The organism is Mycolicibacterium sichuanense (genome assembly GCF_033741125.1).
Lineage (GTDB): Bacteria > Actinomycetota > Actinomycetes > Mycobacteriales > Mycobacteriaceae > Mycobacterium.
This window is the reverse complement of sequence record NZ_JAWQPU010000001.1, coordinates 906,443-928,610: the sequence shown is the minus strand read 5'-3', so window position 1 is coordinate 928,610 and position 22,168 is coordinate 906,443. Positions and strand designations below refer to the sequence as shown.

Sequence of the window (22,168 nt, the reverse complement as noted above, 5' to 3'; positions counted from 1 at the left end):
GCACTATCAATGTGCCGCGGGTCGCACGTTCCGTCGCATCCGCCCTCGCCGAAACGCCGGAGCCAACCCAGCGGGCGAGTCAGAATGACCCGATGCGCTTCGGAAACTTCATGGCCCCGTTTCACCCCGCCGGGCAGAACCCGACGTTGGCCATCGAGCGGGACCTCGAGCTGATCGTGGCGATGGACCGCCTCGGGTTCCACGAGGCATGGGTCGGCGAGCATCACTCCGCCGGTTTCGAGATCATCTCCTCCCCCGAGGTCTTCATCGGCGTGGCCGCCGAACGGACCAAGCACATCAAGCTCGGCACCGGGGTCAGCTCGTTGCCGTACCACCACCCGCTGCTGCTTGCCGATCGCATGGTGCTGCTGGATCACCTGACGCGCGGCCGCGTGATGCTCGGCTGCGGACCCGGTCAGCTCACCTCCGACGCCCACATGCTGGGGATTCCTGCCGATGCGCAGCGACCCCGCATGGAACAGTGCCTCGATGCGATCGTGCGGCTCCTGCGCGGGGAGACGGTCACGGTGCACACCGACGGTTTCACCCTGCAGGACGCCCGCCTGCAACTAAAACCGTACAGCGACCCCTGTTTCGACATCGCGGTGGCCGCCTCGTTCTCACCCACCGGGCCGCGCGGCGCGGGCAAGCACGGCATTGGCATGCTCTCGATTGCCGCAACGGCCAGACAGGGCATGGATCTGCTTGCCCAACACTGGAATACGTGGGAAGAGGTGGCCCACGAGCACGGGCACGTCGCCGACAGATCGAAGTGGCGCCTGGTAGGGCCGATGCACCTGGCCGAGACCCGGGAACAGGCCGAGCGCGATGTCGATTACGGGATCGCCGAGTTCTCCCGCTACTTCGCCCACATCCTGCCGTCCGGGCCCGTGCGGGGCGAGACGACGGCCGAGATCATCGCCAACAACCGGGAGTCCGGCTTCGCGGTGATCGGCACACCCGACGACGCCGTGGCCAAGATCGAGGAGCTTATCGAGGCCAGTGACGGTGGGTTCGGAGCATTCCTGCTGTTCGACCATGACTGGGCGGCCCCGGCGGCCAAGCTGCGCAGCTACGAGCTCTTCGCCCAGTACGTGATACCGCACTTCACCGGCCAACTCGCCGGCCCGATCGCCTCCCGCGACTGGGTGACCGGCAGCGGTTCCGAATTCGTCGACCGGGCCACCCACGCCATCGGCAAGGCGATCGAGGACCACGCCGCCGAGCGGCGCTCGGCGCACACCCCGACGAGTTCCTAGTCCGACTTCTGGTCGTAGCGGTGATAGGTCGCCGACATGGAACCGTCCGGGTCGACCCGATTCAGGATGGCCTCGCCGATGTCGGCCAGCTGACGAATCTGCTCGGGGGTCAGGGCGTCGATGACGTTGTACCTCACGTTGGCCACGTGCCCCGGTGCCGCCTCGCGCACCTTGCGCCAGCCCGCCGTCGTCAGGCGCGCATTGGTGGCACGCGCATCCTCCGGGCAGGGAAGCCGCTCGACCAGACCTCGGTCTTCGAGCCGCTTGATCACGTGCGACAACCTCGGCAATGTCGAATTCGTCTGCAGTGCAAGGGCACTCATGCGAAGCGTCCGCTTCGGAGCCTCGGAGAGCATCGCCAGGGCGAAGTACTCGAAATGCATCAGATTGGCGTCGCGTCGCAACTGCGCATCGAGGACGCCGGGTAGCAGTTCCAACACCGAGGCAAGACGTACCCAGGCGGCCATCTCGGCGCGGTCGAGCCCATCGGCATTCATCAACCTCATTCTGCCATGAGTAGTTGTAGGTACAACCAGAAGTCTGCTACCGTCATGCTTGTAGCTACAACGAAATGGCCGTCGCCACGACGGCCCGTCCACCGAGGGGAGCTCAGCCCATGGCCGTTGCGCCAGTTCGCTTGAACCACGCGGTGCTCTTCGTCGCAGACGTGGACCGCGCGGTGCGCTTCTACACCGAGGTGTTCGGCATGGAACTGGTCAGTCGCGAGACTGGTCTGAACGCGGCCTTCCTGCGGCTGCCCCGCTCAGGCAATCACCACGATCTCGGGTTGTTCGAAGTGCCAGGCGCGATCCCGCAGCCGCGCCGCTCGGTTGGTCTCTACCACCTGGCCTGGCAACTCGAGACCATCGACGAGCTGATCGACGTCCGCCGGACCCTGCAGCAGGCAGGGGCATTCACCGGAGAGTCGAACCACGGCGCGACCAAGAGCGTCTACGGGGCCGACCCGGACGGCAACCAATTCGAGATCATGTGGATGCTCCCCCGCAGCGAGTGGGGACGATACGATCGCGCCGCCGTGGTCGAACCGCTCGATCTGGCAACTGAATTCGCCGCCTGGTCGGGGGTCCGTACGGCCGGCGAACTGCAATACCAAACCTCCGAGAACACTGCTCGACCCGCCGAATGACCGACGAATGGAGATCCGTCCCGTGACCAACGCCACCCGCAACATCGATGCCCGACTCGACCCGCATGCACCCACCGCGCTGAGCGTGTTTCGCATCATCATCGGGTTGCTGTTCCTGTGCCACGGCCTCTCGCACGTCTTCGGCTGGCCCTCCGGCCCGGCGGCCCCCGTCGGTCTGTGGCCCTACTTCTACGCCGGTTGCATCGAACTCGCCGTCAGCGTGCTCGTCACGGTCGGCCTGTTCACCCGCATCGCCGCGTTCTTCGGCGCGGGCACCATGGCGTTCGCGTACTTCACCCAGCACCTGCCCAAGGACTTCTTCCCGATCAACAACGGAGGAGAACTCGCGGTGCTGTACTGCTTCGCCTTCCTGCTGCTGATCTTCACCGGTGGTGGCGCCTTCGCCCTCGACGCGCGGCGGCGCTAGCCGACCCGACGGTTCTGCCACCGTGACAAGATCTCTCGGTGGCAGAACCGTCAGCCGGTGAGGACCTGGCCCGCGTCGCACGGGATCGACTCCAACAGTGGCAGCTGACCCAGGACGGCACCGGCCACCGCGGTCACGGTTCCCTGGTTCTGCCGGTACGTACCTCCGACGGCGCCCCCGCCACCCTCAAGATCGGTTCATCCGACGCCGAATCCGAGTTCGAACACCTCGCCCTGCGACGCTGGGGAGGCGCGGGAGCCGTTCGCCTGCTCCGCGCCGACCCCCGCCGACACGCCGTGCTCCTCGAACGACTTCGGCCGCGAAGCCTGCACGACATCGCCGATGACGAGGCGTGCCGGGTGATCGGCGACCTGGTACGGCGCCTGCACGTTCCCGCTCTGCCCCAACTACGCTCCCTCACAGCCGATCTCGACCCATGGGCACGACGGTTCGACGATCTGCCTCGGAGCGCGGCGCTACCCCGCAGGCTGATCGAACAGGCCGTCGCCTCCACCCGCGACCTGGCGGCGCAGTCGGCCAACGCGGAAGTCCTCCTTCACGGTGACCTGCACTACGGCAACGTCCTCGAGGGCAGCCGCGAGCCGTGGCTGGCGATATCGCCACGGCCGGTCAACGGTGACCCCCACGCCGAACTCGCATCCATGCTCTGGCGCCGCTGGAACGACTTCGGCGAGCACGTCCGCGACGGTGTGCGGACCCGCTTTCACCTCCTGGTCGACGCCTGCGGCCTCGACGAGGACCTGGCCCGCGCATGGACCTTCGTCAGGGTGATCGACGCGGCCAGCCGCGCGCTCGACGGTGGCGCAGCGGTGGACTCGCCGGCGCTGACCCGCTACGTGGCAATCGCCAAGGCTCTGCAGGATTGAGGCGACCGTTCGGGCTCTGCTGGGAATCCGCTGCCAACGCGCCGGCGGCGCGATAGTGTTCGATCGCCCGTTCATCGCGGCGCCAGATCCGGTGACCGCCGAGTCACCGCGGAGTTCACCTGCCCATCGGAAGGTTAGGCATGACCACAAAACGGCTCCTCGCAGCCGCTGCGTCCGCATTCGTCGTCATCGGGTTGGTGGCATGTGCGCCTCCGGCGAAGCAGGAGGCCCAGACCCAGTCCGGTGTCAACGCCAAGGACGCGAAGTCTGCTGCCGACTTTGGCGGAATGGACGGCCTGGTCAAGGCAGCCAAGGACGAGGGTGCGCTCAATGTCATTGCGCTGCCACCGGATTGGGCCAACTACAAGGAGATCATCGACACGTTCTCGGCGAAGTACGGCATCAAGGTCAACTCGGCGCAGCCCGATGCCAACAGCCAGGACGAGATCAACGCCGCCAACCAGCAGCAGGGCAAGAGCACCGCTCCCGACGTGTTCGACCTGGGCCAAGCGATCGCCCTGGCCAACACCGCCATGTTCGCGCCGTACAAGGTTTCGACCTTCGACGACATTCCGGCGCAGTTCAAGGATCCCAACGGCACCTGGGTCAACGACTACGGCGGCTACATGTCGGTCGGCTACGACTCGGCCAAGCTTCCGGAGATCACCGGCGTCAACGACCTGCTACGTCCCGAGTTCAACGGCAAGGTGGCACTCAACGGTGATCCCACGACCGCCAGCGCCGCGGCCAACGGAGTGCTGATGGCCGCCATTGCCAATGGCGGTTCGGTGGACGACATCGCCAAGGGCGTCGACTTCTTCAGGCGTCTCAAGGCCGCCGGCAACTTCCTGCCGGTCGACCCGACCCCCGCGACCATCGAGTCCGGTCAAACTCCGGTCGTCATCGACTGGGACTACCTGAACTCCGCCGAGACCAAGAAGCTGCCCAGCTGGAAGGTCTTCGTGCCGTCCAATGCGCTCGTCGGCGGGTACTACTTCCAGGCGATCAACAAGGACGGCCCGCACCCGGCGGCCGCGCGGCTCTGGCAGGAGTTCCTGTACAGCGACGAGGGGCAGAACCTCTTCCTGAAGGGGCTGGCCCGCCCGGTGCGCGCGGATTCGATGGAGAAGGCGGGCACCGTGGACAAGGCACTGCTGGCGGCGCTGCCTACGGTGCAGGGCACCCCGGTGCTCCCGACCGACGCTCAGAGCAAGAAGATGTCGGAGTACCTCGGCGCCAACTGGGCCAAGGCCGTCAGCTGATCCGGACGTCCTGGCGGACCAGCTCCGCCTGAACGGCCGAGACTTCGACGTCGTCCAGGGGTCGACCGGAGCGGATCGACAGGGCCGCAGCCACTCCCGCCCCCTGGCCGGTGACGGCGCAGCACGACATGTTCCTGGTCGCGGCGTGCGCGATGCGGTCGCCACCGGTCGCGCGCCCGGCGACGATGAGGTTGCCGACCCCGCGTGGCAACAACGACCGGTACGGAATCTGCAGATAGCGTCCCGTGGTCGGAAGCACCAATACGCCGTAGCCGTCGATGAATTCGGGGTAGATGCCGATGCTGTCGTCGAAGCGGCCCTGCTCGCGAACGTCGGACTCGGTGAGGTTGTAGACGGCGTCGATCTTGCGGGTGTCGCGGATCCCGATCGTCATTCCGAAGTTGCGCAGCCGCGCCGACTCGCAACCTGGGGTGTATCGGCGCAATGCCTCGATCGCAAGCATGGCCTGCTTGCGGCCCTCGATCTCGTATCGGGTCAGGCTGTCGGGATCGGTGCCGTCACACCCGGCGAGGTGGACCAGATTCATGTAGGTCAGTTCGCCGGTGTCGTGCATCGCGCCCCAGGTGCCGCCGATGGTGTTGAGATGCACGGGAAGAATGCCGTCGGCGATCGCCTTCTCGAAGGGCTTGCCCAGGTATGGCGAGTAGAGGTCGGCGTCCTTCTCATCGGTCTCGGCCGCGAATTCGCCTGCCGCCCAGTCACGATACGTCTGCGGATCGTCGGCCACCCCCGCGAGGAACTTCGCCTTGTCTACGCCAGCCAGATGGAACATCACCGAGGCGGCCATCATCTCCTCGACCGGCGTCTCGTGCACCGGTGCACCTGCACGGGTCGCCACGTCGGCATCACCCGTCGCGTCCACGATGCGGTGCGCCAGGATCGCCTCGCGGCCAGCCTTCGACTCGGTGACGATGCCGATGACGGTGTCACCGGCCATCAGCGGTGCGACGAACTGGCGGTGCAGCATCGGATGGATGCCCGCCTCCTCGACCAGCCGGTCTGCGACCAGCTTGAAGCCCTCGGAATCCAATTCGTATGACAGCGACTGACTTTCGGGTACGGCAGCACCCATCTCCTTGGCCCGCTGCTCGAACTCCCACCCAATGCCGCCGGCCTCGACGGTCTGCTCGCGGCGGTACCAGGCAAAGCCCTCGACACCGACGGTCGTGATGTTGCCGCCGAAGCAGCCGAACCGCTCGACGAGGGCTACCCGGACGCCGGCGCGGGCCGCCGCGAGCGCAGCCGCGAGACCCCCTGGACCCGAACCGACGACGAGGACGTCGGTTTCGTGAATGACGTCGATCTCGCGACTGGGTTCGGTCACGGTTCGGGGATGCGCCGGCATGGTGCGGAATCCTAGCCCGCCAGGGTGAACTCCAAATCGTCGCTCGATGATGCGGTGCTCGCCTACGCCTCCAGCCGGGCCCGGACGAGGTCGAGGCGCTCGCGCAACTCGGCCTCGTCGATGATGCCGCGGGCCACCAGGGAGTGCGCCAGCGCCACCAATTGGTTCTCCGGATAGGGCACACCGGCGTACAGGGTGGCGGACAATTCGTCCTCCTCGTCACGGCGCTCCTTGAAAGTCGGCACATCGGTACCGCAGGCAGCGTGATCGAGCGCGTCGCACAGGCCGTCCAGGCTGGTCTTCCACGGTGGCACCGGATTCTCGACACCCCACTTGGCGGCCATCCTCGGCCACACCTGATTGCGGTCGACGATCTGATCCAGTGCCGCGAACCGCATGCCCTCGATCGCACTCCACTCCGATTCGGCATTCACCAGACCGCTCCCCTCAGTCGGTGATCGGGTGGACGGCGGGACGGGTGTCGACGACGACGTTGGTCGTGACACTGGCCTTCGGCAGTGCCACGCCGATCAGGCAGTCCCTGGTGACGATCTCGGCGAGTTGGTCCTCGGTCCACCCGTCGGTGCCGTCGGGGCGCATCGGCATGACCATGAAGCGATGCTTTTGATTGGAGTCCTGGACGCGGACCTCGACGTCATCGGGAAGATACAGCCCGAATTCGGCAAGCACCTGACGCGGCCAGCGGACCAGACGCCTGCGGTAGTTGGGCGTGCGATACCACTCGGGCGAGTTCCCGAGGATCGGCCGCGGGTAGCACGAACAGAGCGCGCAGACGATCACGTGGTGCACGCCGGGACTGTCGGCCAGGATCTGGAACGCGGTGAAGTCACTGGGGGTTCCGAAGCCCGTCGGCTCCATCCAGTCGACCCCGACCTCCTTGCTGGCGCCCATCGGATCGGCGAGGGCGAGAGCCTTGAACTCCGGCTCGAGCCAGGCCCTGGCCACCAGCCTCGCTGCGGGCGTCGGACCGATCTGTTCGGCGAACTCGGTGAAGTGGCGGTGCTCCTCGGCGGTGAAAATCCCCTTCTCGATGCACAATTCGCGCAGCGCGATCTCGAGCACCTCGAAGTCGGTGACCTCGTCCACCATTGGCTTGACCGTCCGGTCGTGGTCATGGTCATGGTCGTGGGACATGGCGGCTTCCTCTCCTCGGACTAGGTGGGCACCTCGAGCCAGCGTTCGGGCAGTTCGGTGCGCAGCGTGTCCGCGGCCGTGCCGGTGTAGCCGTGCCACAGCTCGGACATGGCGAACTCGACCACGTAGAACCATTCCGGCGTGGCGTCGGGGCGGTCCCAGGTCTCGTCCTCGGCGGCAGGGCTCTCGTAGGCGATGGCGTGGATCACGCCCGCCGCACCCCGCACGTACTCCGGGGTTCTGGTGTAGAAGACGACGGGCAGGTCGCGCACCACCACCGGGTCGCCGACGGCGAACTTCGGCTCGCCAGCGAGCCCGGCGTACACACCGGGGTCACCCTTGCCGACCGCGTGCAGGTGGTGGGCATTGCGCTTGACGCCGGACCCGTCACCCTCGGACTTCGGCCGGGCTTCGAGCTTCTGCCCGTCGAGGCCGTTCGGGTACCTGGCCGCCACCTCGGCCATCCGTTCGCTGAGCTCCCCCAGGCTGATGTGATGCTTCTCGACCAGAACACGTGCGACGGACAGCAACCAGCGGCCGTAGTACGGCAGACCGAGGTATTCCGCGCGCCCGACGTCGACGTTGCCCATCCGGCGTCGCTCCTCCGACAACCAGATCCCGCGCCAAGCAAGGACTTCGCAGATGACGTAGGTCATCTCCTCCCAGTACTCGTACTGCTTGTTCTCGAACTTCATGGGCGCGTCGGGCTCCCCACCGACGTCGTGCACGGGCTTGAGGTAGGCCTTGATGCGACCGTGGTCGAGCAGATCCGGGGTTGGGGCGTCGGGCAGCTCTGGATAGGAGGACTTCAGTCGCGCCACCAGATCGAGCTGCGCGGCACGTTCGGCGGCGGTACTCATGACGGCTCCGATCCTCGGCGGGCATGCCGGATGGGAGAGGACCAGTTCACGCGGATACCTGCCGTTGCCCCGCCCCAGGTCAAGTTAGCACCGCGGTGGGAGGTCAGCAGCAAATTCGTCGACGGCATCGGGAACCCCGGCCAGACTGGCCGCGGTGGCGGGGCGAGGAGCCGATGTGACCGACATCGCCCCTGGTGGACTGGCCTCGACGGGCTCCCTGGGGGACCATGGAAACATGCGCGTAACAAATGGGCCGCGCCGATGACCCTCAACCCCCGCCGCTGGTGGCTCGTCCGAGCCCTGGGCCGCAATCACATGGTCCGCGCCGTCGATCGCGTGGAGGCGCTGGCCGTCCTCGCGGGCGTCCTCCTCGTCGCCATGGTCGGCCTGCAGTGCTCCAGCATCTCCGACTCGGTGTACGCCTCGCGCTCGCGGACCATCGCCGCGGAGGCTGCAACCCGTCACCAGGTCGAGGCGACCGTCGTCACCGATAGCACCGCCGACGCCAAGACCACCCAGCAGTCGGCGCAGAGATATAGCACTCAGATCCGGTGGTTCGCGCAGAACACCTCGCGCGACAAGGTGGTGAAGCTGGCTCAGCCAGTCAAGGCCGGCGACCACGTACCCGTCTGGCTCGACGAGCACGGCAACGCCAGCACCCCGCCGCGCACCGACGCCGATGCGCGCGCCGATGCAATGGGGGCGGTCGCGCTGTCGTTGGCATTGGCGGCCGGCCTGGCCTTCGGTGCCGTGGCGCTGCTGCGGTGGCTCCTCGACCGCCTGCGTTATCGCTCCTGGGATCGCGGCCTGCACTGGTTGTTGGTCGAGAATGGCGGCGGTCCGACCACCCGCACCCCCGACGACGGCGCCTGATCAAACGCACTCGTCTCGGCCCGCCAGGCTGCCGCGCGGGCCTGCTCGCGTCGACCTGCTAGGCCGAACCGCAGTGCTGAGATTGCACCTGCCGGTCCGATTCGCACGATCCCCGTCGTCCGTACGTTGAGGAGTGGTTCGACCGGGCCAGCTTGGACACGAGGCGGGAGGTGACGTGACACATCCGTCGGGAATACCGGTGTTCCAGCGATTCTTCCGCTCGGTCGCCAGCATCAAGATCGAGAAGAACGACATCAAGCGCTACCGGGCGTTCATCGACGAGGAGATCGACGACATCGCCATCTCCGGGCGCAACACGGCGAGATGGAACAGACGGGACGTCATCGTCGCGCAGGACCTTCCCATCACCAGGGGCATACAGGAACGGATGCGCGAATTCGACGAGCTAGACGAGGCTGACGAGATCCGCCGCCTCCTGCGCGAGGTGGTACGCCAACCACCGGCTGACGTCACCTTCGCCGACGAGACGGAGGATCTGCTGCCGGAGTTGTTCGGCGGCTTGAGCATTGCGCTGGCAAGGTCGTTTCGCCTGGTGGACCCGACGGTCACCAAACCGTCTACCGAACACTGGGACCGGGTGTTCGCGCTGTTCCGGCTGGTGTTCTGACGTCGCGGTGCGACGCAGCCGCAACGGGGAACAGGTCTCGGCGCGAGCCTAGACGAGGAAGACAGGAGCTGACATGACTCTGTCCGTGAAGGGTTCAGCTGGTCGGTCGCAACGGCACCCGTTACACGATGCCGAGAGTGTCCAGGCAGAGCTGAATCGATTGGCGCAGTCGGTATTCGGCGGGAAGGCTGGTCAGGGCGCTTGGATGCCGGCAGCAGACGTCATCGAGACTGCCGGGGCCTACACCGTCGAGATCGAACTGCCCGGGGTAAGACGTGACGACGTCGACGTCGACCTGAACGGCAACGAACTGGTGGTCACCGGCGAGGTGAAGGAACGGCAGCGGGAGGGCCTCTTTCGCCACCGAACCCGCCGCGTCGGCGAGTTCGAATTGCGCGTCACACTGCCGGGCCATCTCGAGGAGGCCGGCGCCGAGGCGTCCCTGGCCTATGGCGTGCTGAGGGTCTACGTGCCGAAGGCCGAAGGCACCACGACCAACCGGATCACCGTCCGCGAGGCGAGCGACGGCCGGCCCTGACCTGAGGTAGGCGAGAACCAGCGCACCGCCCGAACGACTGACATCAGCGCACCAATCCTGGTGTGGCAGTGCCGATCTGAGGGCGTCGCCAGAGTTCCCAGCCGAGCCGCAGAACGCCGATCGTGGTGAGAACGGCCAGCGAGCCGACCGCAGGAACGACCATCGCTAGGGGAAGGACCAGCAGAGACGCGGCTGCGGCGAGGAGTCGATCGACCGTGAGCTGATGGTGGTCGCGCCACCGGTAGGCCACCTCGGCGGCGTAGAAGGACGCGACCCCTCCGGTCAGGGCGAGAGCGGGCAGCGGGGCCAGCGGCCCACCGACGTCTTCCACCGCAACCCTGGTCCCTACGGCGAAGAAGACGATCCCCGCAATCAGAGGCAAGTGCAGATAGCTGTAGGCGTCCAGCGCCAAGCGCGGCCGCTCAGCAAGCGGCGTTCGCCGCATGCGCTCTTCGGCCCCGCCGGTGAGGCCGAAGTAGGTCCACCACAGGGTGGCCGAAATCACGACCCCGCACACCACGACGACCAGGACGCCGGGGTGGCGCAGGTCCTGGGACGTCACCGCTCCCAGCGCGACGATCGCCTCACCGAGCGCGATGATGATGACCGACCCGTGCCGCTCGATGAAATAGGACGGTACGACCCGAAGACCGTCGGTTCCCACGAGCAGGGGACTGCCGAAGTCGACCAGCGCCGCAGCGATCCACAGTGCTTCACGACATGGGTGGTCCACGAAGGCGGCGCCGACGATCAGGCACGGGCCGATGAGCAGACCCGGCACCAGTCGGCGAATGGCCGACGCCAGCTCCGCCTCGTCGTGAAGCGACGAGGCGACGAACATGCCGGCGTTGATCAGGCGGACGGCGAACAGCGCCAGCCCGAAGACGAGGGCCCCGGTGTTGAATGCATCCGGTAGTGCGATCACCGCGACGAGCATCCCCGCCATCGCCGCGACGATCAGCATCGTGTGCACGATTCGCGCCATCTCGAACGAGTTCGTCAACCAGGCGTAGCAGACCCACGCCCACCACAGGGCCAACAGAGCGAGCACGCCCCGGCCGAATCCCTGCCAGGAGACGTCGGCGAGCATGAGGTGGGTGACCTGCGACATGGCGTATACGAACGTCAGATCGAAGAACAGCTCCAGATTTCCCACCGACCGCCCGTCCCCCTCCGGCGCATCGTCGGCCGGGGACTCGCTGCCAGCAGTCCCTCCGGCGGCGTCGCCTTCGGACGCCGTCATCGTCTACCGATGCTCATGGCCGTCGGTGTGGTTCTGGCACTGACGAATTCCCGGTCTCGACCTGCTCTCCGCTGCCGCATCACGGATGCAGGACGACCTTGGTCCAGCCGTCGTCGCGGGCATCGAAGTGCTGGTAGCCCGATGGCGCCTCCTCTAGGGACAGTTGGTGGGAGACGATCCACGACGGCTTGGCCCGGCCCTCGTGGATCAGGTCGCGCAGTTGGCGGTTGTAGTGCTTGACGTTGGCCTGGCCGGTGCCGATCTTCTGGCCCTTGAACCAGAACTTGCCCATGTCGAAGGCGATCTTGCCCTTCTGCTCCAGTTCGTCGGGCGCGTTGGGGTCCTGCGGCAGGAAGATGCCCACGACGCCGATGTGCCCGGTGAAGCGCACCGAATCGACGAGCCGGTTCATGGTCATGGCCGAATCCTCGTGCCCCTGAGGGTCGTGGGCCTGATAGCCGACGCATTCACACCCCTTGTCGGCGCCCCGCCCCTGGGTCTGGTCGAGCACCTGCTCGACCGGATCGCCCTTGGAGTCGTCGATCGGGATGACACCGATCTCCTCGGCGAGTCGCAGTCGGTCGGGGTGACGATCGACGATCATCACCTTGCTGGCGCCCTGGATCATCGCCGAGTAGGCGGCCATCAACCCGACCGGGCCGGCCCCGTACACGACCACGGAATCACCCGGCTGCATGTCGGCCAGGCGGGTGCAATGCCAACCGGTCGGGAAGATGTCCGACAGCATCACGTAGTCGGCTTCCCTCTCCTGCGCGTCCTCGGGGAGGCGCAAACAGTTGAAGTCACCGAAGGGCACCCGGAGGTACTCGGCCTGCCCGCCCCAGAACGGTCCCATTCCGGCGAATCCGTAGGCGGCACCGGCCATCTTCGGGTCCGGGTGCACGGTCAAGCAGTACGCCGTCAGCCCCTCTTCGCAATTGCGGCAGAAGCCGCAGCCGATGTTGAACGGAAGGCACACCCGGTCCCCCGGCGACACCTTGACGACTGCCTTGCCGACCTCGGCGACGATCCCGAGATTCTCGTGGCCGAGCACCATCCCCGGCTCGAGATCGGTGCGGCCCTCGTACATGTGTAGGTCCGACCCGCAGATGTTGGTGGTGGTGATCTTCACCAGCACGTCGGTGGGATGCTCGATCCTGGCATCCGGGACCTCCTTGACGACGACGTCGCGCGGTCCGTCGTAGACGACTGCCTTCATGTTCGATCTCCTCAACCATCGTTTGTGAATGGTGCTTCCAACTCGTAGTGTGCGATGCCCGAGGGAGTCTGCGGAGCGGGCCGACAAGGCCAATACTCGAGGTGAAATTCGACCCACGAGCACTAGTCAGGGTCGTGACCAGCAGTGAGCAGCGAACCGGGCCCATGCGATGCGGGTTCGACAGCCGCCGCCATCGAACGTCGACTCGGCACACCGTGACGAAAACCCGGCCGCACCTTTACGCCGTTGGGATCAGGAGATCGGAGTTCCGATGGCCGAGTCTAGGACGGACCGGCGCACCCACGGCATGCACTCTAGAAGGGGAGGAACCTCACCATGGCGAATAGGTTGCAGGGCAAAAGGATTGCGATTCTGGCCGCAGACGGCGTGGAACGCGTCGAACTGGAGCGACCACGAGAAGCAGTGCAGGACGCCGGCGGGGAGACCGAGCTGGTGTCGTTGGCAGACGGTGAGATCCAGGCCCGCAACCACGATCTGGAGCCGGCGGGCACCTTCACCGTCGACCGGGTGGTCGCCGAGGCGTCGGTCGATGACTACGACGCGTTACTGCTTCCGGGTGGAACCGTCAATCCGGACAAACTGCGCATCGATGACACCGCCGTGCAATTCGTGCGGGCCTTCGTCGATTCGGGAAAGCCCGTGGCCACGATCTGCCACGGACCCTGGACGCTGGTGGAGGCCGGCGTGGTCGGGGGTCGGACACTGACGTCGTATCCGAGTGTGCGCACCGACCTGCGAAACGCGGGTGCCACCGTCGTCGACGAGAAGATCGTCATCGACGGCAATCTGATCTCCAGTCGATCGCCCGACGACCTGCCCGCGTTCTGCCACGCGATAGTGGATGCGTTCGCCCAATCCCCGGCCGGCTCGATCGTTCCGTAGCCACCCAAAGACAACGAGGAGAATCAGCATGACGACCAAGGCACTGTACGTACGGCTCGAGGCCAAGCCCGGCAAGGAGGATGCCGTCAGGGAATTCCTCCTCTCGGCGCTCCCGCTCGTCGAGCAAGAACCCGGCACCAAGCCGTGGTTGGCGGTCCAGTTCGGTCCGACCACGTTCGGCATCATCGACGCCTTCCCGGACGAGGCGGCGCGCGAGACGCATCTGGGTGGCCCCGTAGGAAAGGCGCTCGCGCAGAGGGCCGATGAGCTCTTCGCGGTATCACCCGACATCAGCTACCTCGACGTCCTGGCAGACAAGGTCTGACGCCGTAATTGGTGAATCACCATCACCACTTGGTGGTCATTCGGCGGCACCACGAACACCGTGCACGCCGTACGTCCACGTATCGGAGTAAGCATGAAGGTCAGATCGAACGACGAGTCGTTGCCCCGCAGGTCGCGTCGCGCCACGCGCGGGATGATCGCCAATCGGCAATGCGCACGATTCGACTCACTACGCCCGGGATGACGAGCGTCATCAGCGCCTTCCGCTCCGCGAGGCCGGTGCGGCCGTGGCGGCCGTCGACCACGGTGGACCAATGATGAACGAGCCGTTGAAGATTGGTCTGTTGGCACCGCCCTGGGCGGCCACTCCCCCGCCAGGGTACGGTGGCACCGAGTCGGTGGTGTGTCAACTGGCGCAGGGCCTGGCCGCGACCGGGCACGAGGTGGTGCTCTACGCCACCGGCGACAGCACCGCCCGCGTCCCGATCGCCTACACCATGGCGACCGCGGATTGGGCTCGCGTCGGTCGCGGCGAGGTCGAGATGCCGCACGTCATGGGTGGTTACGAAGCGCTGGCCGGCTGCGACGTCATTCATGACCACACCCTGTTGGGGCCGGCGTGGGCGATGGCGTCGGGGTACGACCGAGTGGTCACCACCTGCCACGGCCCGTTCAGCGGTGAGCTGCGGGCGATCTACCGCCGTTACGGCAAGCGGCTGCCCGTCGTGGCGATTTCACACGATCAGGCGGCACACGCACCGGAGATTGCCGTCGACCGAGTCATTCACCACGGCCTGGACCCCGCCGGGTATCCCGTGGGTAGGGGCGACGGGGGTTACCTGTTGTTCCTCGGCCGGATGACCCCGGACAAGGGAGTGCGCGAGGCGATTCTGGCTGCACGGGCCGCGGGCCAGCCGCTCGTGATCGCCGCGAAGAATCGGGAACCCTTGGAACGAGCCTACTTCGCCGAACGGATACTGCCGCTACTGACCGACGACGTGACGTTCGTGGGCGAAGTCGCAGGCGCCGCCAAACTGGCGCTACTGGGTCACGCCAAGGCCCTCCTCAATCCGATTCAATGGGCAGAACCGTTCGGGCTGGTGATGATCGAGGCGATGGCCTGCGGCACACCGGTCATCACGTGCCCGAACGGGGCCGCACCCGAGATCGTGGACCACGGCAGTACCGGTTATCTGTGCGCCGACGCCGCCGAACTGGTCGCCGCGATCCACTCCGTCGAACGGTTGAGCCGCGCCGCGTGCCGCGCCGCGGTCCTCCAGCGCTTCTCGACGACCCGGATGGTCACCGACCACCTCGCTCTCTATGCGGACATGGTCAGTCGGTGAGCATGGTCGACGGTGCGGAAGGAGCGGCGGGCGCCTGGGCGTCGGGCACCGGCCCACCCGTGACCGGTGACGGCGGTGACGTCACGCTGCTGGAGGGTTCGACGTTCTGCATCTGCGCCAACTCGGGTGACGTCCATCGCGACAGACCACAGGGCCTGTTCGTCTCCGATACCCGCCTGCTGTCATGCTGGAGGCTTGCCATCGACGGCGCGCCGGTGCAGAGCCTGACCACGATCGAGGAGCCGGGTGAGCCCTTCCGGGCTACCTTCGTCGGCCGGACCCCGCCGCGTCAATGGTTGGCGGACAGCACGATGCTCGTCCTGCGGGACAGGTTCGTGGGCGACGGAATGCGCGAGGACCTCGTCTTGCGAAACCTGGGCGCCGAACCCGTCGGGGTCACCGTGTCCTTGGCCGTCGACGCGGACTTCGCGGATCTCTTCGCCGTGAAGGAGGGCAGGGTTGCGCGGCCGCTCGGTCTGGCCGTCGACATCGGCACCGCGTCGATGGCCTTCACCTTCGCCGGCAGGGACGACACCCGCGGCGTGCAGATCACGGCCAGCACCGGAGACCCGCTCGTCACACCCGGCAGATTCACGTTCCGGATCATCGTCCCCGAGCGGTCGCAGTGGTCGACCTGCTTCGCCGTAGAGGCCTCGACCGGAGGCGAACGAATCCAGCTCAGGCACCGCTGCGGCGAACCGGTCGACGTCAGCGATCCCGCGCGGCGACTCCGGGCCTGGCGGCTGTCGAATCCGCGGATCGTCACCGGGGATTCGGCATTCGATCGATCGCTCGACGTCGGCACCCGCGACCTGGGTTCACTGCAGATCGAGGATCCGAAGCAGCCGGGCCGCCCGATACTAGCCGCCGGGGCCCCATGGTTCATGGCGTTGTTCGGCCGCGACTCGCTACTGACCGCGTGGATGAGTCTGGGCCTGGACCCAAGCCTGGCGCTCAACACGTTGCGCACCCTGGCCAGGCTGCAGGGAACTCGGGTGGATGCGCTGACGGAGGAGGAACCGGGGCGCGTCCTGCACGAGGTTCGTCTTGGTACGGAGGCAGCCCTGGCGCTGGGCGGGGGCACCGCGTACTACGGAACCGTCGACGCCACACCCTTGTTCGTCATGCTCCTCGCCGAACTAGACCGGTGGGGCGGCCTTCCCGACGACGATCGTCCATCGCTGGTGGCAGCGGCCGACCGCGCCGTGGCGTGGATCCTCGACTACGGCGATGCCGATGGCGATGGCTTCGTAGAATACCGCCGGCACACCGACCGCGGCCTGATCAATCAGGGCTGGAAGGATTCCTTCGACGGAATCAACCACGCCGACGGACATTTGGCCGCTCCGCCGATTGCGTTGTGCGAGGTGCAGGGTTATGTCTACGCGGCGTTCCAGGCGCGGGCGTTCCTCGCCGACGTGGACGGCGACACGGCGCTCGCTCGGCGATTTCGAAGCCGGTCGGCTCAGCTGAAGGCGGCGTTCAACCGCGCCTTCTGGATGCCAGAGCAGCAAGCGTTCGCGATCGCCCTCGACGGAGCCAAACGCCAGGTCGACTCCCTGTCATCGAACATGGGCCACTGCCTGTGGACCGGCATCGTCGACGAGGACAAGGCCGCCGCGGTCGCTGCACATCTCGCCGGTCCGGCACTCAACTCGGGCTTCGGGATACGCACGCTGGCCACCGACATGAACGCCTTCAATCCGATGAGCTATCACAACGGCTCGGTGTGGCCGCACGACACCGCGATCGCCGTCGCCGGATTGGCCAACTACGGCTTCGCCGAGGAGGCGCAACGGGTTGCGCTGGGCCTTCTCGATGCGTCCGAACATTTCGGTGGCAGGTTGCCCGAGCTGTTCTGCGGGTTCCCTCGTACGGACTTCACCTGCCCGGTGCCCTACCCGACCTCGTGCTCGCCCCAGGCGTGGGCTGCGGCCTCGACCCGCCTGATCTTGCGCAGCCTGCTGCGCTTTCACCCCGACGTTCCGCACGGTCGAATCGAACTGCGCCCGATGCTGCCGGATCGGCTGCTGCCCCTGCGCCTGGAGAACCTTCCCATGGCGGGGACGCGGGTGGGCATCTCGGTGGACGTGGACAACCGCGCCGTGACGAGCGACCTCCCTGCGGGCATCCGCGTCGTCACGACGCCTGCGGGGCCGTGATGCCGCGCGACCATGGACCACCGCCGATCAGCGCGCTCGGCGGCCTCCGCGCGACCGGGCGTCGACGGCCCTGGCGGCCAGGTCCCGCACCGGCGTGTTGGTGTCCCGCGAAATTGCGACCAACATGCCGAAGGCCTGGGTGGCGTCGACACCGAAGCGCTCCATGACCATTCCCTTGGCTTGTCCGATGACGTCGCGAGTGGCCAGGGCGGCCTTGAACTGGCGTTCGCGTTCCCGGTGGGCCAGCGCAATGGCGGCGTGGTTGGCGAGCACCGCGCCCACGGTCTCCGACTCGACACCGAAGGCTCCGGTCCGAGAACCGAAGAGACTCAACGCCACGCGCATGTCGCCGGGAACGCTGATGGGCGAGGACAACACGCTGTGCACCCCAGCGGTCGCCGCGCGAGCAGCGAATCGTGGCCACCGGACATCGGATTCGAGGTCGTCGCAGCGGATCGTCCTGCGCGCACGCATCGCGTCCAGGCATGGACCCTGGCGCGACGCCTGCTGAGCGCAGTCGAGCATCATCGTGACCCGTGAGGTCGCTGCGAGGGAGACCAGACCGCGGTCGCTCACCGTCGAGATCTTGGCGAAGTCGGCACTCGGTACCAACGTCAACGACGCCGCGGTCAGCCTCACGAGCACCTCGTCGGTGCTCGTGCCCCGCGCCAGCGCGCCCGCCAGGTCGGCGATCGTCGACTGGAGGGACTCACCCTCGTCCCGCCCCAGGGCAGTTGTCGAAGTGTGCATTGCTGCCCCTAGGTCGCCGTAGCTGAATGTGGTTGCGGGGGTGACTATGCCAAGCAATCGAAGTTAGGGCGTCGACCCGGCAGATCAATGAGTCGCCGAGGTCCTAGACCTCCCGGAGTCACCACGGGGTCGGCGGTCCGAGGCGACGCCTGCCGGTACCGTCCGCCGTACGTCGGCTACGCCCGGCCCGAGAGGGCCACGTGGATCCCGCAGGTGTGCGCCGTCGGGCCGATGCACGACGGCGGCGGCACCCGCAAGATCGACTAGTCAGAGCGACGGTGACCTCACTGCTCGGCGGATCCTTCGAAAGGCGGCCAGACGATGAACACAGCTCGGTCGGTATCCCTGCGCTCGGGCGAGAAGATGGCCGCCGTCGGCCAGGGCACGTGGCATTTCGCCGAGAGTCCTACCTGGCGGGCCGACGAGATCGCCTCGCTCCGGCTGGGGATCGACCTAGGCCTGACGGTGATCGACACCGCCGAGATGTACGGCGGCGGCGCGGCGGAAGCCCTGGTCGGCAAGGCGATCGCGGGGCGGCGCAGCGAGGTATTCCTCGTCGACAAGGTGCTCCCGCACCACGCGACCCGGCAGGGCACCCGGCGTGCTTGCGAGGCGAGCCTCGCCAGGCTCGGCGTGGACTACATCGACCTCTACCTCCTGCACTGGCGGGGTCGCATCCCGCTGGCGGAGACGGTGGCGGGCTTCACCGAGTTGAAGCAGAAGGGGATGATCCGGCACTGGGGCGTCAGCAATCTCGACATGGACGACATGATCGAGCTCACGAGCATCCCCGGCGGTGACGGGGTCCAGACCAATCAGATCCTGTTCAACCTGGCCCACCGCGGCCCGGAGTACGCGCTACTGCCGTGGCTGGCCCAGCATGGCATCCCCGTGATGGCCTACTCACCCGTCGAGCAGGGTCGACTGCTCGAACACCGTGCGCTGCAACCGATTGCGCGCAGACACGGTGCCACTGCGGCACAGATCGCCTTGGCCTGGGTGCTTAACCACGAAGCCGTCAATGAAATCCCGCGCGCTGGAACGCCGTCGCACGTTCGGCAGAACGCCGCCGCCCGGGACATCGAACTGAATGGCGAAGACTTGCATGCCCTCGACCGCGCGTTCCCGCCGCCGACCCGGCCACGCCCGCTGGAGATGCTCTGACCGGGCATCCCGGATCAATCGCCGTCCCGGGCGCCTCCATGACCAGTATCGTTGACCGGCAACGGAATTCCGGTGGTAAGGACGATGCGCGTCGCCAAGTGCAGGTTCAACCGATCCTCGACGTCCTGCAGATCCCGCCCGGAGATCTCCCGTATGCGGCCGAGCCGGTATCGCAACGTACTTCGATGGATGGTGAGCGACTGCGCCGCATCGTCGTAGTTCCCGCCGCAATCGAGGTAGTGGGTGAGCGTCGTGACCAGATCGGCGTTCTTCCTGCGGTCGTAGCTCAGCAGCGGACCCAACCACTCTGCACGAATTCCTGGAGTTCCGGCAATCCGCTGGCCGGGTCGAGGATGCGGTACAGGCCCAGGTCTTCGAATCGTCGGCCACCGTAGGGCGTCATCGACTGCGTCTGGACCTGTAGCGCCCGCTGTGCCTCGGAGAACGATCGCGGCAGCTCCGACGGTGTGCGCGCCGCCGAACCGACGCCAATCGAGCCCTGATCACTTCCGGTCTCGGAAGCCACCGCGCGATACAACGACATCGGATCGGGGACGCCGTCGGTGAGCAGGACGGTCATCCCCGGCCTGCGCACCGCCAGGGCGTGCATTCGCGCGTGAGTGGCCCATCGTCGTGCGGCCGCGGCGATGACGTCGCCAGGAACGTCGTGCTGCCAGCGCAGCACCGTCACGGTGTTCGGCACTCGCAGGTTGTGGCCGAGCGCCTCCGCACGGGAGTCCGCGCTCTCGTCGTCGGTGCCGGCCAGCAGGTCCTCCACGAGATCGCGGCGCAGCCTCAGCTCCGTCTCCGCCAGCACTCGCTGGTGAGCGAACTCCAGCGCCAACACCGTCGCGGCGTGCTCCAGCGCGACGATGTCGAGACGATCGCCGACGCGTTTGGGATCGTGCAGAAGGACCACCCCGAGGATGTTCGCCTTCTGCCGGATGAGCCAGAACACCTGTGCGCCGTCGCGCTGCGGAGTGCCGTGAGCGGCCGCGCGACGAAGCGATTCCTCGCGGTTGTTGCCGCCGACCGGCCGATAAGGACTCGGAAGCACTCCCCCGGACCACGCCCGCGGATTTCCGAACACGTCCTCCACGACGACGTCCAGAGACGTCAGCCGCTGTAACGCATCGGCGATTCCCTGCATGCCGGCGCCCGAGCCCGACACGGCCGTCAGCGTCGCGTGAATCCGATCCTGCCGCCGGAGCTCTGAGACGGTGTCCGACAGGCGTTTGATGACCTGCTCGCGTTCCTCGATGAGGGCGCGTTCCTTGTCGAGCTGGTCGGCGCTCTGCATGGCCACCGCCGTCTGCTGGGCTAGCGCCCGCAGCCGGAAGAGTTCCTCGGCGGACGGGGGATGCTCAGCCCGAATGACGAGCGCCCCCTTGGTTCCCTCCACCGCCTGTAGCGCGATGGCATACCGGCACTTGCCGTCGGGCAGATCGATGGGCACGTCGGACCCCAGGTTGGCCGCCACCAGACCGTCCATGCGGCGGTCGAGCTTGCGGTCGGAGTCGCGACCGTCGGCCAACTTCCCGTTTGCGACCCGGTAGGTCGCATCGATCTGGAACGCGCCAAGCGATGCCACCGCATTGGCCGCCAACTCGAGGATCGACTCGGCGTCACGACCGTCGAACATCACGGCCGAAAGGACGAGGACGCCGTACAGGCGCGACAGCTGGGCGCGGGCGTCGTCGGGTGAGCGCACCGCAACCCGCCCGGAGGGGAAGAAGTCGGCGTTCGGGCGTTCCACAGACAATTAGATCCCGCCTTCGCCCCGTATGCAATGAGCAATCGCTGTCAACGTTCGCACGAGACGGAGGCGCAATCTTCGGTCCAACAGGACAGCTTTGCTCCCGATGTTGGTCCTGACCGAGCAATCGGATGGTCGTCGCCCTGCGTACGGTTCGACTCATCAGGGCGAAGGCGCCCTCGCCGAGCGGTCGAACGCGTCGCGCCGTCGACCGTCCTCGCCCCGTGCCCCCTCGCCAAATCCCTTTTGCCAGTAGAATGATCATGCCGAGCAACTTCAGCCAATGAGGTGGTGCCGTGTCCGATGCCCTGAATCTGGGTGTCACCGGCATCGAAGCGGCGCTGGGCGATCACATCTGCGGGCTGTACTCCACCCACGCCCAGCGCGATCAGATCCTGCTCCCCTTTCTCGAAGCGGGGCTGTCGGCCGGTGACAAGTGCATCTGCGTCGTCGACGGAACCGACCCCAGGGAGGTGGTCGCGGCCCTTGGCACCCAGGCCGACGCCGTCAATTGCGTGGCCACCAGGCAACTCGAGGTCATGCGGGCGCCTGACATGTACCTTCGGTCCGGCAGCTTCTCGGCCGACGAGGTGATCGGCAGCTGGAAGGCGGCCATGTCCGACGTCATGTATGACGGCCGGTTCGACGTCGTGCGAGCGGTCGAGACGTGGTCCCGCCGGGAGGTCGTGCCGGACATCGACGAACTCATGCTGCTGGAGTCCGAGATGAATCGATTCCTGCCGCTCTTCCCTCAGGTGCTCGTGTGCCTCTACGACGTCGAGAGATTCGGCAGCGGCATCATCATCGATCTGCTGAAGACGCACCCGCGCATGCTGATCGGCAGCATGTTTAATCGAAAACCCGTATTACACATCGCCCGATCGACTCCGTCACCCGTCGGAGGCCGTCGATTTCGATACCCGTGATGACGAGATCGA

Annotated in this window: 24 protein-coding genes; 14 read left to right on the top strand and 10 right to left on the bottom strand. The window is 66.7% G+C overall.

What is annotated here, in order from left to right; translation table 11 throughout:
• Positions 1-92 precede the first annotated feature (92 nt).
• Positions 93-1,259 carry an LLM class flavin-dependent oxidoreductase gene (locus tag SBI80_RS04500; protein ID WP_318973203.1) on the top strand — a complete coding sequence of 389 codons (1,167 nt, stop codon included), beginning with the start codon at positions 93-95 and terminating at the stop codon, positions 1,257-1,259.
• On the opposite strand, the gene SBI80_RS04495 is transcribed toward SBI80_RS04500, so the two are convergent.
• On the bottom strand, positions 1,256-1,756 hold the full coding sequence (locus SBI80_RS04495) for a MarR family winged helix-turn-helix transcriptional regulator (RefSeq protein ID WP_318973202.1): 501 nt from the start codon (positions 1,754-1,756) through the stop codon (positions 1,256-1,258). The genes SBI80_RS04500 and SBI80_RS04495 overlap by 4 nt on opposite strands.
• A 119-nt stretch (positions 1,757-1,875) precedes the next feature.
• On the opposite strand from SBI80_RS04495, the gene SBI80_RS04490 reads away from it, so the two are divergent.
• The 4 genes from SBI80_RS04490 (at position 1,876) to SBI80_RS04475 (ending at position 4,982) form a co-directional block, all read left to right on the top strand.
• Positions 1,876-2,406 carry a VOC family protein gene (locus tag SBI80_RS04490; protein ID WP_318973201.1) on the top strand — a complete coding sequence of 177 codons (531 nt, stop codon included), beginning with the start codon at positions 1,876-1,878 and terminating at the stop codon, positions 2,404-2,406.
• Between the two features lie 22 nt (positions 2,407-2,428).
• Positions 2,429-2,833, top strand: a complete 405-nt coding sequence (locus SBI80_RS04485; RefSeq protein WP_318973200.1) for a DoxX family protein — start codon at positions 2,429-2,431, stop codon at positions 2,831-2,833.
• A 38-nt stretch (positions 2,834-2,871) separates the two neighbouring features.
• The gene (locus SBI80_RS04480; RefSeq protein WP_318973199.1) at positions 2,872-3,720 is read left to right on the top strand and encodes an aminoglycoside phosphotransferase family protein; all 849 of its coding nucleotides are present in this window, start codon (positions 2,872-2,874) and stop codon (positions 3,718-3,720) included.
• A gap of 140 nt (positions 3,721-3,860) precedes the next feature.
• Complete coding sequence (locus tag SBI80_RS04475; RefSeq protein ID WP_318973198.1) at positions 3,861-4,982, top strand: ABC transporter substrate-binding protein; 1,122 nt, start codon at positions 3,861-3,863, stop codon at positions 4,980-4,982.
• Here SBI80_RS04475 and SBI80_RS04470 read toward each other — a convergent pair.
• The 4 genes from SBI80_RS04470 to SBI80_RS04455 all read right to left on the bottom strand — a co-directional run bounded on the left by SBI80_RS04470 (position 4,975) and on the right by SBI80_RS04455 (position 8,363).
• Positions 4,975-6,327 carry an FAD-dependent oxidoreductase gene (locus SBI80_RS04470; RefSeq protein ID WP_318973197.1) on the bottom strand — a complete coding sequence of 451 codons (1,353 nt, stop codon included), beginning with the start codon at positions 6,325-6,327 and terminating at the stop codon, positions 4,975-4,977. The genes SBI80_RS04475 and SBI80_RS04470 overlap by 8 nt on opposite strands.
• Positions 6,328-6,410: 83 nt before the next feature.
• Positions 6,411-6,746: a thiocyanate hydrolase gene (locus SBI80_RS04465; protein ID WP_318973682.1), complete on the bottom strand. Its 336-nt coding sequence runs from the start codon at positions 6,744-6,746 to the stop codon at positions 6,411-6,413.
• Positions 6,747-6,795: 49 nt separating this feature from the next.
• Positions 6,796-7,503 carry a thiocyanate hydrolase subunit gamma gene (gene scnC / locus SBI80_RS04460; RefSeq protein WP_318973196.1) on the bottom strand — a complete coding sequence of 236 codons (708 nt, stop codon included), beginning with the start codon at positions 7,501-7,503 and terminating at the stop codon, positions 6,796-6,798.
• Between the two features lie 20 nt (positions 7,504-7,523).
• Positions 7,524-8,363: an SH3-like domain-containing protein gene (locus SBI80_RS04455; RefSeq protein WP_318973195.1), complete on the bottom strand. Its 840-nt coding sequence runs from the start codon at positions 8,361-8,363 to the stop codon at positions 7,524-7,526.
• 261 nt (positions 8,364-8,624) lie between these two features.
• Here SBI80_RS04455 and SBI80_RS04450 point away from each other — a divergent pair, with 261 nt between their 5' ends.
• The 3 genes from SBI80_RS04450 to SBI80_RS04440 all read left to right on the top strand — a co-directional run bounded on the left by SBI80_RS04450 (position 8,625) and on the right by SBI80_RS04440 (position 10,402).
• Positions 8,625-9,236, top strand: coding sequence for an Rv1733c family protein (locus SBI80_RS04450; RefSeq protein ID WP_318973194.1), 612 nt, complete (start codon positions 8,625-8,627; stop codon positions 9,234-9,236).
• 175 nt (positions 9,237-9,411) lie between these two features.
• Positions 9,412-9,864 (top strand): DUF1931 family protein, encoded by a 453-nt coding sequence (locus SBI80_RS04445; RefSeq protein ID WP_318973193.1) that lies wholly within the window; start codon positions 9,412-9,414, stop codon positions 9,862-9,864.
• A 205-nt stretch (positions 9,865-10,069) separates the two neighbouring features.
• Positions 10,070-10,402, top strand: coding sequence for an Hsp20/alpha crystallin family protein (locus SBI80_RS04440; RefSeq protein ID WP_318973192.1), 333 nt, complete (start codon positions 10,070-10,072; stop codon positions 10,400-10,402).
• 43 nt (positions 10,403-10,445) lie between these two features.
• On the opposite strand, the gene SBI80_RS04435 is transcribed toward SBI80_RS04440, so the two are convergent.
• Complete coding sequence (locus SBI80_RS04435; protein ID WP_318973191.1) at positions 10,446-11,645, bottom strand: low temperature requirement protein A; 1,200 nt, start codon at positions 11,643-11,645, stop codon at positions 10,446-10,448.
• A gap of 79 nt (positions 11,646-11,724) precedes the next feature.
• Positions 11,725-12,864 carry a glutathione-independent formaldehyde dehydrogenase gene (locus SBI80_RS04430; RefSeq protein WP_318973190.1) on the bottom strand — a complete coding sequence of 380 codons (1,140 nt, stop codon included), beginning with the start codon at positions 12,862-12,864 and terminating at the stop codon, positions 11,725-11,727.
• A gap of 336 nt (positions 12,865-13,200) precedes the next feature.
• Here SBI80_RS04430 and SBI80_RS04425 point away from each other — a divergent pair, with 336 nt between their 5' ends.
• From SBI80_RS04425 to SBI80_RS04410, 4 genes are all read left to right on the top strand, one after another.
• Positions 13,201-13,767: a type 1 glutamine amidotransferase domain-containing protein gene (locus SBI80_RS04425; protein WP_318973189.1), complete on the top strand. Its 567-nt coding sequence runs from the start codon at positions 13,201-13,203 to the stop codon at positions 13,765-13,767.
• Between the two features lie 28 nt (positions 13,768-13,795).
• On the top strand, positions 13,796-14,092 hold the full coding sequence (locus tag SBI80_RS04420) for a putative quinol monooxygenase (protein ID WP_318973188.1): 297 nt from the start codon (positions 13,796-13,798) through the stop codon (positions 14,090-14,092).
• Between the two features lie 277 nt (positions 14,093-14,369).
• Positions 14,370-15,398, top strand: coding sequence for a glycosyltransferase family 4 protein (locus SBI80_RS04415; protein ID WP_318973187.1), 1,029 nt, complete (start codon positions 14,370-14,372; stop codon positions 15,396-15,398).
• 2 nt (positions 15,399-15,400) lie between these two features.
• Positions 15,401-17,560, top strand: a complete 2,160-nt coding sequence (locus tag SBI80_RS04410; RefSeq protein WP_318973681.1) for an amylo-alpha-1,6-glucosidase — start codon at positions 15,401-15,403, stop codon at positions 17,558-17,560.
• Positions 17,561-17,587: 27 nt separating this feature from the next.
• Here SBI80_RS04410 and SBI80_RS04405 read toward each other — a convergent pair whose 3' ends face one another.
• A complete protein-coding gene (locus tag SBI80_RS04405; RefSeq protein WP_318973186.1) occupies positions 17,588-18,310 on the bottom strand; it encodes a GAF and ANTAR domain-containing protein in 723 nt (240 codons plus the stop codon).
• 321 nt (positions 18,311-18,631) lie between these two features.
• Between SBI80_RS04405 and SBI80_RS04400 the strand changes: the two genes are divergently transcribed.
• On the top strand, positions 18,632-19,474 hold the full coding sequence (locus SBI80_RS04400; protein ID WP_318973185.1) for an aldo/keto reductase: 843 nt from the start codon (positions 18,632-18,634) through the stop codon (positions 19,472-19,474).
• 14 nt (positions 19,475-19,488) lie between these two features.
• Here SBI80_RS04400 and SBI80_RS04395 read toward each other — a convergent pair whose 3' ends face one another.
• The gene (locus SBI80_RS04395) at positions 19,489-19,776 is read right to left on the bottom strand and encodes a PucR family transcriptional regulator (protein ID WP_318973184.1); all 288 of its coding nucleotides are present in this window, start codon (positions 19,774-19,776) and stop codon (positions 19,489-19,491) included.
• Positions 19,761-21,230, bottom strand: coding sequence for a PucR family transcriptional regulator (locus SBI80_RS04390; RefSeq protein WP_318973680.1), 1,470 nt, complete (start codon positions 21,228-21,230; stop codon positions 19,761-19,763). Before SBI80_RS04390 ends, SBI80_RS04395 begins: the two co-directional genes overlap by 16 nt.
• Positions 21,231-21,526: 296 nt before the next feature.
• Here SBI80_RS04390 and SBI80_RS04385 point away from each other — a divergent pair, with 296 nt between their 5' ends.
• A complete protein-coding gene (locus tag SBI80_RS04385; RefSeq protein WP_318973183.1) occupies positions 21,527-22,156 on the top strand; it encodes an MEDS domain-containing protein in 630 nt (209 codons plus the stop codon).
• Positions 22,157-22,168: the final 12 nt, after the last annotated feature.